The 18,632-nt window shown below is 42.3% G+C and carries 12 protein-coding genes; 4 read left to right on the top strand and 8 right to left on the bottom strand.

All coding sequences use genetic code 11. The features are described 5' to 3' along the window. Positions 1-40: 40 nt before the first annotated feature. The 7 genes from AC1RRY_RS17365 to AC1RRY_RS17335 form a co-directional block, all read right to left on the bottom strand. A complete protein-coding gene (locus AC1RRY_RS17365; protein WP_492822284.1) occupies positions 41-475 on the bottom strand; it encodes a hypothetical protein in 435 nt (144 codons plus the stop codon). A 196-nt stretch (positions 476-671) separates the two neighbouring features. Further along, positions 672-1,919 carry a sulfite dehydrogenase gene (gene soxC, locus AC1RRY_RS17360; RefSeq protein ID WP_492822286.1) on the bottom strand — a complete coding sequence of 416 codons (1,248 nt, stop codon included), beginning with the start codon at positions 1,917-1,919 and terminating at the stop codon, positions 672-674. Positions 1,920-1,921: 2 nt separating this feature from the next. Then, entirely contained in the window at positions 1,922-2,548 is a 627-nt protein-coding gene (locus AC1RRY_RS17355; protein ID WP_492822288.1) for a c-type cytochrome, read from the bottom strand. A gap of 51 nt (positions 2,549-2,599) precedes the next feature. Further along, complete coding sequence (locus tag AC1RRY_RS17350; RefSeq protein ID WP_492822290.1) at positions 2,600-4,258, bottom strand: hypothetical protein; 1,659 nt, start codon at positions 4,256-4,258, stop codon at positions 2,600-2,602. Positions 4,259-4,284: 26 nt separating this feature from the next. Further along, a complete protein-coding gene (locus AC1RRY_RS17345) occupies positions 4,285-5,628 on the bottom strand; it encodes a DoxX family protein (protein WP_492822291.1) in 1,344 nt (447 codons plus the stop codon). Between the two features lie 87 nt (positions 5,629-5,715). Then, positions 5,716-7,053 carry a RagB/SusD family nutrient uptake outer membrane protein gene (locus tag AC1RRY_RS17340; protein ID WP_492822293.1) on the bottom strand — a complete coding sequence of 446 codons (1,338 nt, stop codon included), beginning with the start codon at positions 7,051-7,053 and terminating at the stop codon, positions 5,716-5,718. A 39-nt stretch (positions 7,054-7,092) separates the two neighbouring features. Next, positions 7,093-10,134, bottom strand: a complete 3,042-nt coding sequence (locus AC1RRY_RS17335) for a SusC/RagA family TonB-linked outer membrane protein (protein WP_492822295.1) — start codon at positions 10,132-10,134, stop codon at positions 7,093-7,095. A gap of 994 nt (positions 10,135-11,128) precedes the next feature. On the opposite strand from AC1RRY_RS17335, the gene AC1RRY_RS17330 reads away from it, so the two are divergent. Beyond that, the gene (locus AC1RRY_RS17330) at positions 11,129-11,914 is read left to right on the top strand and encodes a glycosyltransferase family 2 protein (RefSeq protein ID WP_492822297.1); all 786 of its coding nucleotides are present in this window, start codon (positions 11,129-11,131) and stop codon (positions 11,912-11,914) included. Then, positions 11,911-12,693: a polysaccharide deacetylase family protein gene (locus AC1RRY_RS17325; protein ID WP_492822299.1), complete on the top strand. Its 783-nt coding sequence runs from the start codon at positions 11,911-11,913 to the stop codon at positions 12,691-12,693. Before AC1RRY_RS17330 ends, AC1RRY_RS17325 begins: the two co-directional genes overlap by 4 nt. A gap of 173 nt (positions 12,694-12,866) precedes the next feature. Here the strand turns inward: AC1RRY_RS17325 and AC1RRY_RS17320 are convergent, their stop codons facing one another. Further along, positions 12,867-13,274 (bottom strand): EthD family reductase, encoded by a 408-nt coding sequence (locus AC1RRY_RS17320; protein ID WP_492822301.1) that lies wholly within the window; start codon positions 13,272-13,274, stop codon positions 12,867-12,869. Positions 13,275-13,398: 124 nt separating this feature from the next. Between AC1RRY_RS17320 and AC1RRY_RS17315 the strand changes: the two genes are divergently transcribed. Together AC1RRY_RS17315 and AC1RRY_RS17310 are read left to right on the top strand one after the other, a co-directional pair. After that, positions 13,399-14,265, top strand: a complete 867-nt coding sequence (locus tag AC1RRY_RS17315) for a LysR family transcriptional regulator (protein WP_492822303.1) — start codon at positions 13,399-13,401, stop codon at positions 14,263-14,265. 657 nt (positions 14,266-14,922) lie between these two features. Then, positions 14,923-18,630: a hypothetical protein gene (locus AC1RRY_RS17310; protein ID WP_492822305.1), complete on the top strand. Its 3,708-nt coding sequence runs from the start codon at positions 14,923-14,925 to the stop codon at positions 18,628-18,630. Positions 18,631-18,632 lie beyond the last annotated feature (2 nt).

Genomic DNA, 18,632 nt, shown 5'->3' with positions numbered 1-18,632 from the left:
TAGAAAATAAAAGGATTTTAATCAATTAGAAAGCCTTGATTCATTTGTCAAGGCTTTCAGCACCGGTTGATACATCCCAGTGGGCGTCCAGAATTTCGAAGCGCCGGGCTTCTTCTTTTTTGAATCTGGCCTGGTCAGGATAAAGTGTCTTTTTATAAGGCTCCGTTAAATTGGGGTCAAAAGCCGCTTGCACATTCTTAAATACCAAGGTGATTCTGTAGTCCCAGCGGCCTTCCTCAGTGCCATGCTGTAGCGGTTTTTCAAGTTTGATACTTAGCAAGTCGCCTTTTTCGATGGCCTTCTTTAATAAAGGATAATGATTTTTCTTATACAATTCTAAGAATTCAGCCTGATAACCCCATTTGACCCTGTAGTATCCTTCAACCGTAAAGGTTTCCTCCTTTTGTGTTTGTGCAAACAGAGGCAAATTAAGCAAAGTGATTGCTGCAATTAAAATGGCAAGTCTCGTTTTCATGTTTCTGATGATTTAAAGTGATTTTAACGTCTGATTATAATTCTCTGTTTTCAGTAACTTGTAAATAATGCAATAAGAACAGCCGCCTGAATCAAACGGCTGTTTCTGCTTTAAAGTAATCTTCTACTTTAACACCTCACTCTTTTGGTTTTATATGGGCATAGAATAACCTATGTATCTTGTACTACAATACCGCTTACCTGAATGTTTCCGGCTTAAACAAAACGGCACCGTCTTTTTTGATTTGCCAGGCAGTAATCGGGTTCATGTGATACCCGCCTTCGCTGCCTCTTGCTTCATACAATTGTTTCAGTGTTGGTTGAGTGTAACCTGTTTCATCAGTTACCCGGCTCAGAATCTCGGTTTCTTCCCCTCTCCATTGCCATAAATACCTGAACTGCACATGCGCTTTATCTAAAACCGGTTCATTAAGCTGCGCCGGATACCAGTTTTTACCGGCATCGGTACTTACTTCAACCTTAATGACTTTCCCTCTGCCCGACCACGCCAAGCCGCGGATTTCAATCCAGCCTTTTTCGACTTTTTGCGGATACGATGGAAAAGTGATGATAGAACGGGCATCTATATCAAAACTGAAAATACGATATTTGCCATCTTTAATGGGCTCGGTGTATTTTGAGGTTTCCTCGCGGGTATAATAGGGTGCATCAGATAATTCAAGTCTGCGCAGCCATTTTACACTGGTGTTGCCTTCCCAACCCGGTAAGAACAACCTGACCGGAAAACCCTGTTCAGGCCGTAGCGGCTCGCCGTTCTGGGCATAGGCAACAATGGCGTCGTCCCAGCCTTTTTGTACGGGAACACTCCGTGTCATTACTGCCGCATCTCCTCCTTCGGCCAAAAACCAGGTAGCATTAGATTTGACACCCACTTCTCTGAAAATCGTAGATAGTTTTACGCCCGTCCATTCGCTCTGGCTGGTTAAACCGCAAATTTCCTGCGGGGTAAGGTTTTCTTTTCCTCCTCTGAAATTCCCCGAACATTCTAAAAACGCAATACGGGAAACCGAAGGGAACCGTTTTAAATCAGCCAGTGTAAAAATGAGCGGCTTTTCCACCAATCCGTGAATCAACAACTCATGCTTTGCAGGATCAATGGCAGGCACCCCGGCATGATGCCGTTCAAAATGCAGGTCTGAAGGAGTAATGATACCGTAAAAATCCTGCAGTGGCGACCTCGATGAAATATCTGAAGGCTTTTTAACCGATTTCGCAAAAGGCGACCGGGTGCCTAATTCTCCTGCGGGGGTACCAAACCTTTTCGTGGGGTCGTCATCTATTACATTCTCAGCAACCCCTTTTTGTATGGTCTGACCTTTGGCGGTCTGAATAATAGCAACGGCTGCTGTGGCGGCTCCTCCCAACAATTTCCTTCTGGACAATTTCTTCGGAAATCGCTGTGTTATTTCTACAATCTTATCCATTTTCATCTGATTTCAGGCCCTCCTTTGCGGTCGTCGGGTATAAATAAATTTCTGGCTGGCATTTCAATTTTGGGCAAGGTCTGCGCATTAATTACTGTAGTTTCATTAATAACTCCGTTCGCCTGTAATAAATAAGCCGTCAGGTGATATACTTCTTCATTGCTTAAAGAACCCGGTGCATTGAACGGCATGGCCCGACGGATATAATCAAAAACTGTGGTAGCATAAGGCCAGTAATTACCGATGGTTTTTTCTTTGCGCACGTTACTCGGTGCTTTATTGGTTACCAAAGAGCCATTTGGCCCACCGATTCCCCCCGCACCATGGCAAGCCACGCACTTGGTTTCGAAAATGAGTTTACCTTTTGAAGTTATCCCAGAACCCGCAGGCAAGCCTTTTCCATCCGGACGGACATCAATATCCAGACGGTCGATTTCGGCTTGGGTGGCTTTTCTCCCCAATCCGAAAGAGGCCGGAATAGTATCTGCTGGCATGCTTTGATTGAAGGTATCAGTCAGATATTTATCTGCACTTATTTCGTTTTCTCTGGCATGATAACCCACCTTTAAGAAAATGCCACCTACAAGCGGCAATACCAGCTTTATGATTGTTTTTTGTATATAAACCACAGTTTTTGGATTATTTAATTCTCGGAAGATAACACACCACTCAGCGTACTGTTAATCATATTTCCCTGCTTCAAGCGTACTTCTTGTCAAGGCATACGGTTTATTGTATCTGTCCAGAACTACGTGGATTGAATCTTTCTTTTCGTTAATGCCCGATAGAATCACCCGGTCTCCTCCGTTCTGTACAGTATATTTCAAAACCATACGATTACGCTTAGCCGGACGGCTTTCTGCTGCAATGCCCTTGGTACGGCGAGCTGAGTAAGCAATAGGCTCAATTTTAGCATCTTCTGCTCCTATCACGGCCAGTGCTTCTTTCGGAATCCAGTTATCGGTTTTTGCCTTTTCACCTTTCTTGCCTGTCCGGGCATTGGTGCGTCTGTCGCCACCGGAATCTGTTCTATTACCTAAAAACTCGCGTCCTTCCTGCCGGTTGCCCCGGTTTTTATCCTGTAAATACAATACCTGATTCACCGTGTCTGCTTCGTAGTAAAACACCCGCTGGCCACCGGCCACGCCTGTCAGTTCGAATGTCCGGTTAATATCCCGCATCGGGGCGCCTCCCCCATTTGATAAATCCAGCTCGACAGGCTTGTTGGTTTTGAAAGTGAGGGTTGTCCATTTTTCAAAAGTTGCCTGTTGCCATCTGGTGGTGTCCAGCGGCGAATAAGGTATCAGCTGATTATTAAGCTTAAACTCAGTTACCTGATAGTTTCCCCGTAGTTGTCTGATGCCCTTCAAGGCCGGTTGCTTGTAGGGGTCATATAAAAAATTGACAATTGCCAGATAAAGGAAAACCGGTAGAAACAAAACAATGGCCACAGTTTTGAGTGTAACACGGGTTATTTTCTGCCAGGCTTTTGCAAACACCGGATAGTATACAAATGGTACGGTATACTTCTCAAGAATCAGCAGATTGTAGATTCTCGGAATGTAGCCAATCAGCAAAAAGGCTGAAAACAAAACGAAGTATGAGCTGTATACATGAACGCCGCCATCATACTCAAAATTGACATAGACAATATCAGCCAAAGCTCCGAAAAGCAGCACAGCTCCCCAGAATGTGGTAGCTCTGAAAAACAACAATGCACCTGCGGCCACTTCAACAATACCCGTGAAGACCTCGTACCAGGGCACAATACCAATTGACAACCAGTATATTTTTTGTAGGGTTAAGTCACCGAAATCTGTATTCAGAATTCCCCATGACGGATACGGCAACTGGGTTGGGGTCAGCTTTGTGAAACCGAAACCGATAATGCCGATACCAGCACGATAACGCACAATTACGTTCAACCAATAGTAAAGCCAGTTGTATTCTGTGCGTTCTTTCTTTCTGAGTTTCGCAATGGCTGTCCAGACCAGACCGACCGCAATAGCAAAAAGTAAAGTAATGAGCCAGACGGCATAGCCATTGAGAGGAGAACTGAAAAGCCGGTTTCCAAAAAAATTGAGCCCCGAACCAAAGCGGGCAATGTCATACAAGTCGCGATAATGCAGATGCAGCCAGTCGAAACTAAAAATATCTGTATACCATTCAGCCGTATTAGGCAATGTCATGGCCACAAAAAAAACGAAAGCAATACGAAATGCTATTTTCTGCCAGTTTTTCCAGGGCTTAGCCGTGGCTTTTGTTTTATCTTGCGATTGATCGCCGGGCAATGTTGTATCCACGTCTTCCCGAACAATCTTTAAGTTTGAATCCGACATAGTTTTTTTATTTGAATGGGTTAGAATTATAGTTTTAGTGCATTTCTGCGACCTGCTTTTTTCGCCTCAATTGTCAGATACTTTTTATTGATTTTATTCAAAACTGCATAGACTGAGTCTTTTGAGTTGCTTATTCCAGACAACACAATGGTTGAATCGTTCAACTTTTTAAATGATAAAGAGAACTTATCTAATGGATGATTTTTATTGCGGTTTTGCAGCGACAAGGCAGATTTTGTTGAATCGAAATCATAGCTGTAATAATGACGACCCTGTGAGCCCGCCAATTCGTAAATGCGCTCGTTATCGGCTTTATAGATTTCTTCGGTCGGCAGGTTTTCTATAATAACCGGCTTATTTGACTGGATACTCAAGGTATTCCATTTCTCGAATACTACATTCTGCCAGCGGGTTGAATCAGTTTTTGAATACGGAATCACCTCATTATTCCATTTGAATTCACTCACATTATATAAGCCGCTCAGGTTTTCAATTCCTTTTGTACCGGGGAATTGATACCCTCCTTTTTTATAGCCTGCGTAGGTCTTAAAGCCATATAGCACCACAAAGAATAAAATGAAAACCGATTTTAAAGCAATGCGATATTGCTTCCATTTACCATCAAATACGGGTTGAAAACGATTGGGTGCGGTTGGTTTTTCGAGCGACACCAGATTGAACAAACGAACAGCATCAAAAGCAAAAAGATAAAGTGCAAGAGCGACCAGATAAAATGCGTATATATACTCGCCTCCTTCATAAGCAATATTTGAAATGGCTACATTACCGGCAAACGGTAAGATTATCAGCGTGGCAACAGTAGTTGTTTTGCGGTTCAGCAGGAGTAAACCGGCTACGATTTCAACCAAGCCAAGAAAAGACTGGTAGTCGGGTACAACACCTAAACCCAGAGAGAATAATTTCCAGGCGGTAAAGTCTCCATAATCGGTATTCAGATTGCTGATGGAAGGAAACGGCGCCTGAATCGGGAAGAACTTCAGGAAACCATAGGCAATAACCCCCACGGCTAAGCGGTAACGTACTAAAACCCTAACCCAGTAGTAGAGCCGGTCATAATTGATGGCCTTGGTGTACACCTTATCCCAAAGAAAGGTACCTGTGGCAGCCAGCAAAGCAATAATTATCCAGTTAATGAAGCTGTCGTCGCCTGTGAAAGTCGGCGAATACCTTGAAAGATAGAAAATATCGCCATACTGAATCTGTAACCAATTGGTAGAGAACAGATGCCTGAAAAACCGTACATCTATAGGCAACACCTGCAGAAAAAAGTAAATACCGAAAAACCTGAAAACTGTTTTTTCGGTATCACTCCATTCTCTTTGGGGATTAAGTTCATGAATTTTTGACATAATAATTGAATTTAGGTAAGTGTACAAATCATGAGTCAGGCCAAACCTGCAAAACTCAGTTATTCTGCAGGTTCGACCTTTTTTTGCTTAATAGCCCGGGTTCTGAACCAAAGCCTTATCTATCTGGATTTCTCCAATCGGAATCGGCAACAAAAGCCTGTTAGGATCGGTAACACTGAAAACCTGCGTGGCGCGACCCGTGCGAACAATATCAAACCAGCGATGCGGCTCCAACGCAAATTCAACTCTGCGTTCATTTTCAATGGCCAATAGAAGTGACTCTTTTGTAGATGCTGCGCTTAGGTCTATTCCTGCGCGGTCACGCACGGCATTTAAATCGGCAAGGCCATCCGTTATTTTATCCAGATTAGCTCTGGCCTCTGCACGAATCAGATACAATTCTGCAATACGAAAAACATAGCTTGGGTCAGTTGCCGGCGTACGGTAATACAAGTTGCCATACCAGCGGTTCTGATTATCTTTTGCCACAAGCGCGCTGCGCCCACCCCCTACTTTCGGGTCATTCAAAAGGGCAACTAAGGCATCATTAGGTGCCCACTGGCGGGTACCCCCGTTTGTCTGCGGTTGCCACTGGCCTCTGTGTGCATTCTGTTCGTTAGCACTGTAGAAAATCTCAAAAACCGACTCCTGCGTACCTCTGGCATCGTTAGCAAAAAAAGAACTGTAAGGTTTCAGAAGTCTGTAATTGGTATCGATAATCAATTTTGAAGCATATTCTTCGGCTTTTGCCCACTCTTTCAGATACAAGTGCAGGCGCGCACGCAATGCCCATACAGTTTTGCGGGTAGCGCGGTAACGGTCTGTAGTTGAAGGTAGCAGCGGCTCGGCAGTTTCAAGGTCTTTCAGCACCAGGGCATACGTTTCTGCCTGGCTGCTTTTGCTTATGCCTCTGTTTTCGGTAGGGTTCGCTGTTGGCTTGGTAATGATGGGCACGCCTCCCCAGGTACGTGCCAGGTCAAAATAAGACAATGCCCTTATGAAATAGGCCTCGCCCACTATCTGGTTTTTCAGTGCTTCCGTCAGAAGCGGGTCAGTAACAACCGGCACTTTGGCAATGACATTATTGGCGCGATTGACCGTACGGTAGATGGCCGTCCAGGCTCCGGAAATCGTTGCGTTCTCAGGATTCACCTTTTTATTGATAAACTCCTGCACCTGCGACTGCGACCCTGTCCATTGGATATTGTCACCAGACAGATAACCGATTGACTGGAAAGTGGTTCCGTAATAACTTCCGTTGCTTAATGCCGAGTAAATTCCCCTTAGCGCTGTTTCAGCCGAAGTTTTATCAAAGATGGTCTGTGCATCAGAAATCGACTCTGCGGGCTGTACATCCAGAAATTTGCTGCAGGAAGCCGACAAGGTAAACAGACCGACAGATAGTATATATTTTAATGTTTTCATTTGTCTCAATTTTGTTTTCAGAAAAGTTTTGGAGAATCCTTAGAAAGTTATGCTTAGCCCTGCCTGAAAACTACGCGGCTGGGGAGGCGTGCCTAAATCAATGCCTTGTGCGTTCTGCTCGCTGCTGGCACTTGATTCCGGATCAAGACCCGTGTATTTAGTTAATAAAAACAGGTTAGTACCGTTTACGTATATTTTGAGCGCATCGGCCTTTAACTTACCGGCAATTGCTTTCGGAAAATTATAAGCCAGATTCAGGCTGCGAAGGCGCAGAAATGAGCCATCTTCAAGCCAGCGGCTTCCGCCGTCACGATAATTATTGGCGTTTACACCGTCTGGTCTCGGTACGTCGGTAATATCACCGGGCTTTTGCCATCTGGCATTATTACTGGCCAGAATCACACGGGCTGCATCTCTGGCACCACCGCCTTCACCAAAAAATTTGTTGTGGTTATATACTTTGTTGCCATACTGGAAAGCAAGAAATGCCGACAGATCAAAACCTTTATAGCTGATATTGTTGGTAAACCCACCAAAGAATTTCGGCCAGATGCTACCGATAATCTGACGGTCGGCTACTGTAATCTGTCCGTCTTTGTTCACGTCTTCATACACTACATTACCGGTTTCAGGGTTGACAGATAATTGTTTATAGACCCAGAAAGAATACAGCGGTGTGCCTTGTTGTTGCAGAATTAACTCACGGCTGCCGTAGCGAAGCGGATTCTCCAGTTTCTCGATTTTATTGATGTTTTGAGCCACATTCAAGCTGCTTGTCCATCTGAAACCACCTCTTTCGTAATTGATCGTGTTGATGTTCAACTCAAAGCCTTTGTTGCTGATTTCAGCTGCATTGCTCCAGTAATTGGCAAAACCTGTAGTGCTTGGTAATGCCAGCTGCAATAGGCCGTCGCGCGTGTATTTGGTATAATAGTTGAGCTCAAAGTTTACACGGCTATTGAATAGAGAGGCATCAATACCTACATTGAACTGATTGGTGCGCTCCCATTTCAAGTCAGGGTTAGCCAATTGCTGTGGTGCAATACCGGGGCTTCCCTGATACGATGCACCGCCCGTCCAGAGACCCTGAGCCGCAAAGTTTCCGATGCCATTCTGGTTACCGACAATTCCGTAACTTGTGCGTAGTTTTAAATCATTCAGAAACGCGGCATCTTTCAGGAAGCCCTCCTGTTTAATTCGCCAGGCAGCACCTACAGCCGGGAAATACCCCCATTTACGATCAGAACCGAATCTTGAGGAGCCATCGGCTCTCAGGCTGACATTAAACAGGTATTTGCCGTCAAAACCATAATCGGCTTTGGCAAAGAATGAGGCCAGGTTGCTCTTGCTCCAGCTCTGAGAACTGATAGTAGTAGCGGCCGAAGAAATAATTTTGAATGAGTTGTTGGCAAAGCCACGGCCTTCGGCATAGGTTCGGGTTAACACATCGCTTTGAAGCGTGTTTCCGACTACTACACCCAATGCGTGTTTTCTACCGATTTTCTGGCGATAGGTAAGCGTTTGTTCATTCAGTAGAGAGGTGTACTGGCTGATAGACGAGGTGGCAAGCCCGCCTTGTGCACCCAACAGCAGGAAGGTATTCCAGTATTCAGATTCGTTGTAATTGTTGTAATCAGCTCCCCAGCTCGACCGGAGTTTTAAATTCGGCAGCAGCTCGGCTTCTGCATATATATTACCTATATAGCGTAAGCTGGTAGAGTGAACATCGTAGTTTTCAAGCAATAAAGTGAGATTATCGAAACCGGCACGGCCCACCAGTACACCGTTTTCGGTAGGCGACAGATACGTCGGTGTATGCAAGGCAGCCTGTAAGATACCCCCCTGTGGGCCATCACCTGCCCGACCCTGGTTACGGTAAGTGCGGGTAAATGAATTACTTACGCCTATCTGAACCTTGTCGTTTATTTTCTGATCAAGATTTACCTTGAAACTTGCCCTGTCAAAAGTAATGGGTTTCAGGATGGCTTCCTGAGAATTGAAACCGCCACCTATATAGTATCTGGTTGTTCTGGTCCCCCCAACTACCGACACATCATAACTTTGAAGTGCAGCCGTACGGAAAGCTTCGCTCAGCCTGTCATAAGTCTGTTGCTCTTCCGGCAGCCCTCTCCCTCCTTCTGAAACCGGCCTGAACGGACGGTTAGCAGCGGTTCTGTTTAATGAAGGCGTATCTTTTCCTGTGTTTATCCACCATTCGTTAACCAACTGGGCGTGTTCCGGGCCGGTGGTTAGCTCCCATAATTTTACGGCCTTGGCCTGCCCGTAACTCACATTAAAGTTTACTTTAGGTGCCTGCTCAAAGTTTCCTCTTTTGGTGGTTACCAGAATAACCCCGTTTGCCCCTCTTGAACCATACAAAGCAGTGGCTTCGGCATCTTTCAGAATCTCGATACTCTGAATATCTGCCGGATTCAAATCGGCAATCGGAGAAGTGGCCTTACCACCGGTACTGATAGTCTGTAAACTGTTGCTGTTGATAAAAACGCCGTCTATTACATAGAGTGGGTCGTTGTCTGCATTGATGGAAGTAGCACCACGGACTCTCACATTAACGGCCTCGCCGGGTATGCCAGTGGGAGACGAAATCTGTACACCGGAAACTTTGCCCTGTAATTGGGCATCGATGCTTCCGACCGGAATCGCGTTTACCTCTGTCGGGTCAACTTTGGTAATAGAGCCGATCAGGTTTTTTCTTTCCTGTGTGCCGTAGCCCACCACTACCACTTCATTTAATTGCTTAGAGTCGGCATTCAAAGACACCGTAACCGTACTTGTGTTTACCACAACCTCTTTTACCTCATAGCCAATGTAGTTGACAATGAGTATGTAGGGAAACCGCTGGCCGGTCTTGAAGTAAAACTTGCCTTCAGCATCGGTAATGACACCGTGTGTGGTGCCTTTAATCTGAACAGAAGCCCCAATGAGCGGTTCGTTCGTTTTTCCATCCAGAATTTTTCCCGAAAGTGTAGAATTAATTGTGGCATCTGCATTTTGAGCAAAAAGTACAGATGGAATCAGCAGAATAGCCAGTAAAAACTGTACAAGTAAGTTTTTTTTCATTTACTTTGCATTGGTTAAATTAAAAAATAAGGTACCTGGCCGATTGCTCTGCAATCGCCTGAATCATTCCGCAAATGAGCCTTTTTTTTGACCAGCCACTCTTGTTCCCGCAAGAGTGGCACTTTTAGGCTTTCTATAGATATTGTGTGGTATTAAAGTATCACCAGCAATCGTTTCAGCTTTCCTGCCTCCGGTATTCCCAAAGCAACATATTTTATCTGTTCTGATTTTTGATAAAAAGGGTAGTTATTTTGAAATCCTTTAATCAATCGGGTTCTGACTCCCCCTGACTGATTAAACTATTGCCCGAAACAGAATTCGTTTCATTCATTATTCTTCATGGCTATCAATAACTGAAACGTATCTGAAACAAAACTAATATTATTATATATAATCTACCAAACAAGTAGATTAATATTTTTCAAATCTATTGATATACTCATATAAAATATATAAAAAATACAGCAGAATACCGTATGCGGCTATACATTCTACGTTTACCCCTATCAATACTGCTGCCGTCTGAAGGTAAAGGCTGATAATTATTAATCAATAATTAATTTTTTTCTTTATCTGAATTGAATTCAGTTAATTAAATTTGTCTCGTAATTATTACTATCCTATTATTTAAACGTAATCGTATGAAGAATTTACTCTTAATTTCTCCGGGTCTTCGAGAGAAGCACCTGCCTCCGCTCATTCGTTCGAAACAGAACAGATGTCCACAGATTATGCAGACTACAATTTGTATAAGCATTTCCTAGCAGTCAAAATTTTCATGGTTGTTTATTCCTGTTTTTATCAATTACGATAAAGCGCTAAAGCTATGTTTATTGGTTTAGCTGAATGCATTATTGTTTCTGATATGGGGTATTCCTATTAACAGCTCATTCTATCCACATGCGCATCCATTATCTGAACAGATAAGATGGCTATTGTATGTCCACACCTGAAATAATGCGACGCTATGTTTAATTTAATGTACTAACCAAATATGAAAAAAACTACAAATAAAATTCCATTATCTATTATCACCCTTACACTTAATAATACCAGAACATTAGACGGCGTATTGAAATCTGTTGCAGATTGGGCTGATGAACTTTTAGTTTTAGACTGCGGAAGCACCGATGAAACCGAAGCCATCGCCCGGAAGTATCAGGCAAATTTCATTTACCGCAGATTCGATAGTTTTGGTAAACAAAAGGCATATGCGGTTTCAAAAGCCAAACACGACTGGGTTTTTATTGTAGATTCAGATGAGGTGGTGAGTGATGAACTGAGGGAAGAGATTCTGAATGTATTTCAAAATCCTGATTGTGAGGGATTCATGATCCCGAACACATTGATTTTCTTAGGTAAGCCCTTGCGGTTTGGCCGGGAATATAAACTGCCGCATCTTCGGTTATTTAACCGAAAACATGGCAATTACAACGACCGCGAGATTCATGAAGATGTTATACTGAATGGAAAAAGAGGAATGCTGAAAAATCATGTTTTGCATAATAGCTATGCCGATGTGAGCGATTATTTAACTAAAATAAACCATTATACAACCAAAGGAGCGGTTGAATTACACAAAGCAGATAAAAAGGTGTCTGTTTTAAAAATAGTGACCAAGTTTCCTGTCAAGTTCTTTATTGAATACCTGGTCCGGTTAAATTTTCTGAACGGCTATCGTGGTTTTGTCTGGTCATTTGGGCAGGCTGTCAGTACGACTATCAAGTATATCAAACTGCATGAGATTAATCACGAAAACTTTAACTCTGAGCTTCGATGACATACGCTTTCATTGCTATTGCAGTAGCTTGTTTTCTTTGGTTGTATCTGCTGACTATTTCCCAAAGAGGTATTCCGGTTTTAATGTATCATAAAGTTTTACCAGATTACACGGATGATCTGACAGTAAGTGTTGCTCAACTGGAGGAACACTTACAATTCCTGCAATTGAACGGGTATCAGGTTCTTCCACTGGAACGTCTGGCAGCCAGTATTTCAGAGAACACAGAGTTACCTGCAAAGGCTGTTTTCATCACTTTTGACGATGGATACCTGAATAATTTTAAGTACGCCTATCCTATACTGGAAAAATACAAGGTACCTGCCACCATTTTTCTGCCCACCAATTATATCGGCCAAAAAAGCAGCTGGGATAAAGCAGCCGACGATTTAATGAGTATCGATCAGCTAAAATCATTAAACCCTGCCCTTATATCTTTTGGATTACATTCTCACGCACACCAAAACTATAAAACACTGAATATTGCTGAAATAGCAGACGACTTGAAAAATAACATCCGGTATTTTACTGAGAATGGTTTGCTGTTTGTACCTGCTTTTGCTTATCCTTATGGCGGGCGACCTAAAGATAAAATCGTACTTCGTCAGATGAAGGAAAAAATGCGGGCCATGGGAATTGTTATGGCTTTCAGAATAGGCAACAGGTTGAACAGGTCATTTAGCGATGTTTATGAATTACAGCGCTTGGATATAAAAGGAACTGATTCCTTGAAGATTTTTCAGAAGAAACTGAAAGGAAAAATGAAAGTAGTTTTTTAGTATTTAATGTCAGACGCTTTAGATTACGATTCCCAATCACCAACCCGGAAAGTAAAAAAAGCACTCAGCAATGGGTGCTTTTTGCGATCCGGACGGGACAAGACTTGAGCAGAAAAAAACTGGTGAATGAGGCTCATTCACCAGTTCATGCGCAGGATGCCAAGAGGCTATGCTTACTTTACTACCTCGCTCACCAGAATAACAGGACTGATATTGGTATAATTAGGGAAATCTGCTCGAATGGCATCTCTGTTCGGCCCGATAGCAGCCTGATAGTCTTTTAAGCTTTTTATATAAAATGTGCCAATAGCCATAAAAGGTAGTGGTTGGTTAGGAATACCACTGGCAAGCCCTTTTTCAATGGTGTATTTAACCAGATTTGACCCTAAATACCCTGCCACCATGGGCATGTGTTTGGTTTCGTAGTACTCCATATTAAAGGTTTTACCTTCAGCATAAGGGTACATAACAGATACTTTAATTAAGCCTTTTTCAGCAACTGCCGCATTGGGTTTTTCTTGACTAAACGCAACCAAGCAAGTGGTTAAGAGAAAAAACGATACTATTAGTTTAAATTTCATAGGTAATTTATTTAAGTGATAAAACATTCAATACAAAACATTATTCTGTAAATATCTATATAGTGTCTATATTTACAAAACGCTATTTTTCGATGAAAACAATCGAAAAAACCGATTTAGAAATATGGAATTAAGACAACTCAGGTATTTTCTGAAAGCCAAAGAGCTATTGAATTTTACGGAAGCTGCAAAAGTTTTGAATATCAGCCAAAGTACTTTATCACAGCAAATTAAGCAGTTGGAAGATGAATTGAATGTTCCTTTGTTTAACCGTATCGGAAAACGAATTACATTGACCGAAGCCGGTAAGCTGTTTGGCGAATACGCTTTGCAATGTATCAATAGAGCCAATGAAGGATTATTGCTTCTACAGGATCTGAAAAATCTGAACACGGGAAAAATAACCATTGGTGTGATTTACTCCATGCGTATTCTTTTTGCCAAAACACTGATACAATTTGCAAAGCAGTATCCGAATATCAAAATACAGGTTGTGTTTGGTACTACAAAAGACCTGCTCGAAAAACTCAATTTGCATCAATTTGACTTTATTTTGTCATTCCATGAAAAAACCAAAGAACCACATCTGAAATACCAGACACTTCTCAACTCAAATATGGTATTGGTAACTGCTAAGAAATCATCGTTGGCTCAAAAAAGCAGTATATCACTTAATGAGGTGGCCGAGTTGCCATTGGCTTTACCTTTCAGTGGTTATAGTACAATACAGTTTTTTGTGGAATCGTTCAGCCAAAAAAACTTAAATCCGAACATTTGTATGGAAATAAACGATATACCTACACTGTTTGAAATTGTAAAAACAGGGCATTGGCACACCATATTAAGTGATACCAGTGTAAATGACCCCGAAGTAGTAGGTATACCCATTGAAGGAAAAAACATGAGGCGAACTATTATGATTATTTCTCTCAAAGAAGCCTACGAAAAGAAGGCCGTGAAAAAATTCTATGAACTGCTGACTAAAATTTAAAGTTTATGCCTTCATAAAAGATAGATAATAAGAACTCTCTTTCATTGATACATTAGTTGATTCCGAATGGCGCTTGAAGCAAGACATTGCATCGACGTACTCCTTCTAAATGACAGCAAACGTTTAAATTTTCTCCTCTAAATTAACTAATCTGAAGCTCAGAAAAAACCAAAGACTCGGTAGATAATTAGGTATTTTCCGATGTAAAGCCACTATCAGCAAGGGTTGGCTTTGTTTTATCGCTCAATCAAATGAGATGACATATTAATCTGTTAATTTTGATATAAAGAATAAGGGACAATGTCAGAATCCAAAAGATGAAGGGAAAGACAGGGAAATTACCGTTAAGTAATTTCATAACATTTTCTCTATTTCGTAAGGATTGATTTGTCTTATTTGATTCATACCACAACTAAATCAAGCACTTAAAAAATCACTTTTGCACATGACAACCAGAAAAACAAAACTCACTTCACATCCCGGCTCTGGTGACTATCAAATCTTCTTGTAGGTCATCGCATAGGCTGAACAAGCGTTAAAGCCTGCCAATTCCGAATATTTTGATTCGATAACCCCCAATAACAATTGGGTGGGCTTTGCTATGGCCTTAATGGTTCAATTTCTTTCAATTAATTAATTAAATCCGCAGAAATGCTCATGAAAAATCCACTCATTTTAGTTTTTTTTATCTGCCTCTCCATTGGCTCGATGGCTCAACAAGGTTCTTCCCTTGTTTCGCCATTTGAGGGCCTTTCAGGGAGATTAAGGCTATTGCCTCCCAATGCTGCCAAAACGGAGGAGTTCGGAAACCTTCCGGTTAATTTCAGCACCGGCCAGTTGAATTACAACATGCCGCTTTACCAGATTCAGGTAGACGAAAATTTAACTATACCTATTCAGTTAGCGTATAACAACACGGGCCTCAAACCCCAGGATGTACCCACATGGGTGGGAAATGGCTGGAACCTGGAAGTTGGCGGAACGATAGTTCAGAACGTTAATGGTATATCTGATTTTGGTAGTAATGGGTTACAAACCCCTGGTGTAAGTCCGCAAATGCAGAATTATCTGAATGGAACGATGTCTGATCCTGATAAATACTACTATTTAACGGAAGTACTTAATGGTCTGAAAGACTCTCAATATGACCTGTTTTCATTCAATATTCTTGGCAGAAGCGGTAAGTTTTACTTTTATGGCGACAGTATTATTCTGTTGAGCAAAATGCCTCTGAAAATTGCATATGCGTCTAATGCATTCACGATTACTGATGAAAAAGGTTACCAGTTTGCTTTTACCTTGTCTTTAGCTAATGGCGGAACTTTCTCAGACGGATTTGTACATCCGGTTAGTGACCCCTCCTTTTTAAGTAGCGTTACTTGGTATCTCACAAAAATAACATCGCCCAATGCGGTTGAGGTAAATTTCAACTATTATCAGGATATTTCTTACGGAACCAGTGTTACGGGCACTTCCTACTCTACCGGATGGACAGGAGGGGATAATTGTCTATATAATGGTGGATTTTCCCCAAGTGCAACTAGTACTGATATAGGTGTCGCACAATACCTGTTGGATAATATTACATGGAAGAGCAAAACGGTAGATTTTCAATTCGTTGATCGTAATGACCTGATTAGCGTTACGGGCGCGAAAGCCAAGGCTCTCTCGGCAATTGTTGTGTCTGATGAAGCGAGTCTGGAAACTAACCGGATTGGTTTCAACTACGGCTATATCGGGACAAATGACCGTCTGAAACTGAATTCGGTATCTTTTATTGAAAACAAAAGCCCGTATGCATCTGTTCAGACCACTTCTTTTGAATATTACGAAAAGAGCGGTGAAAATATTCCAATCCCCTCTCTTAAGACACCAAGCGGGACTCGCCCTGCTAACAACGCTGTAGATCATTGGGGCTATTACAATGGACTGGGTGGTACAGATAAAATTCCGGCCGCTAATTACTCTCTGATTACCTCAACCCATTCAACAAACTTCGGATCTGCTGACAGGCGAGCTGATAATACTTATTCAAAAATAGGGTTGTTGAAAAAGATTAATTATCCAACAAAAGGGTATACTGAAATATTCTATGAACCCAACATAGTTACCTTCAAAACGTCAGAAATTCCATTCTTTTTAAAAACACAAACAGCTGAAGCCGTTGTCGGAGATAGCAGCAGATTGCAGATAGGTGGCAACCGCGTATCACGTATTATAGATAATGCAGGTACTACTGAGGCCAACGAAAGAGTTATCACTTACGAGCAGGCTAGTCTTCTGGCTGTACCCTACTATGTTACAGCCATCGAGTCAGGTTTAATAAGTAAGGCTCCATGGCCAACGGCTCCTTGTTCATCCTGTGGGTCAAGATACTTTGTTTCAGAGAATAATGTCTATAACTGGGATGGGTACCAGATAGAATACAGAAAAGTAACTGAGACTTACGGTGGTACTGGAGCAAACGGAAAAAAAGTATATACGTTTAAAGGTAATGCTTATGAAGGCACTCAGATTTCTGAACCCCCTCACGCCGCTACTGTGAACTTAACCTGGCGAAGTGGAAATCTTGAAAAAGAACAGACCTATGAGAAAACCACCTCTACTTACACACTGGCAAAGGAGGTAACAAATGTCTATAACAACAAAACTACTATTCCCGTTACTCGATACGGATTTAAAGCCGGAAGAATCATGGCTTGTACACAAGAGTATACTTCAACGGGATTCAATTATGATTTCTTTACACATGTAATTACCCCTGTATTTACAGATCATTACAAGCTAGAGTCTACTACTACTACAGAATATTCAGGAGGTGCAGCTTTAAGTAATACCGTCAATTACGCTTATACGCCGGAAATGCTTTCCAGAAGCACCAAAACTTTAAACAGTAAAAATAAAGCAGACTCGACTGTCAATTATTATGCAAATGATTTCAATAACATTTCCGGTACAAACATTGATCAGTTGAAAAGCAAAAACATTATTAGTTTGCCGCTGAAAGTTATCCGTTATGTCGATAATAAAACAGTTGACGGAGTAATGATTAAAAGTGACACCAAGGGGAATCCAATAGAAGTATATCGTTATGAAAATGCTTCACTGGCTACGCTTACACACAATCCGGCACTCTATATCCTGCCTGAATTTAAACTGTTTGAAACCAGAAAGTATAGCAGTAAGGGGAACCCGATAGAGATAAAAAGGCTTAACCAGCCGCCTACTACTTATGTTTGGGGGTATAAGCATTCGTACCCTATTGCCTCTGTACAAAACGCCAGTGTAGCAAACGTAGAAGGTGTGATTGGCAGCCTGGAAACAGTGGCAGACACTTATACAGCTGCTAATGTAGAAACCATTGGTACAAACCTGAGAAGTGGTCTTCCATCAGCGATGGTAACTTCGGGCGTAATGAAATCAGGTGCTGGGCTCAGCCAGATTACTGCTCCTAACGGACTAAAAAACACGTTTGAATATGATGGTGTCAACAGGCTGAGCGCTGTTAAAGACCATGCAGGAAACCTGACAGACCTTTACAGGTACTTCTACGCTACAACTACAGAGTCATGCACTACTCCGTCAGCACCGGTAATATCAATAACAGGCTCTACGCTTTGCTCGGTTACGCTTACGGCTACAGGTTGCACAACCGGAACGGTTCAATGGTCAAACGGAGCTATCGGTTCATCCATTTCTGTGGGTACTACTACAACAACTAATTATACTGCCAAATGCAAAGTCGGAACCTGTGAAAGTGTGGCCTCCAATACCTTAAAAGTACCAGTAATACCTTTAAACGGAAGTACGATGGACATCGGGACACCTTCTTCGCCCGGATGTACTCAGGTTTCTTCAGGAACCGTTACCATGCTTGGTTATGGCCCTTACGGTACTGCTTCTGAGAATTTTCATTGGATATATGCACCCTTTAGCGGAGATGTAACATTCATTGCTAAAATTGCTTCGATTCCAGGAGATGACGGCGACAGATCTGGTTTCATGATCAGGAGTAATCTCACTGCTAATTCCAAATATTACACCCTGATTCAGGATGGCAATGGCCATGTGGGTGAGCTGAAGCGTGATGTGAACGGCGGCATTGGTAATCTTTACAGTTTTGCGCCCTCTGCTCTGAACCAGACCTGGATAAAAGTAGTGAAGACAGGAAGCACAATCAAGGGATACTACAGCACCAACAGTAATCCTGAGGCCAACAATGCCTGGAATGACTCCTTTAGCCTGACCGGAAACAGCCCTACTACGCTCGATTTCGGCAGTAACTTCTATATAGGCTTTGCCGTGTGGGGAGACGCTAACCAGACAACTTTTACCAATATTACCATTAACGGGACACCGTTCTAAAT

The sequence above is a fragment of the Emticicia sp. GW821-FHT11C11 genome, assembly GCF_058808615.1.
Note: the sequence above shows the minus strand (reverse complement) of the source record. Positions and strands in the feature narration are given on the sequence as shown.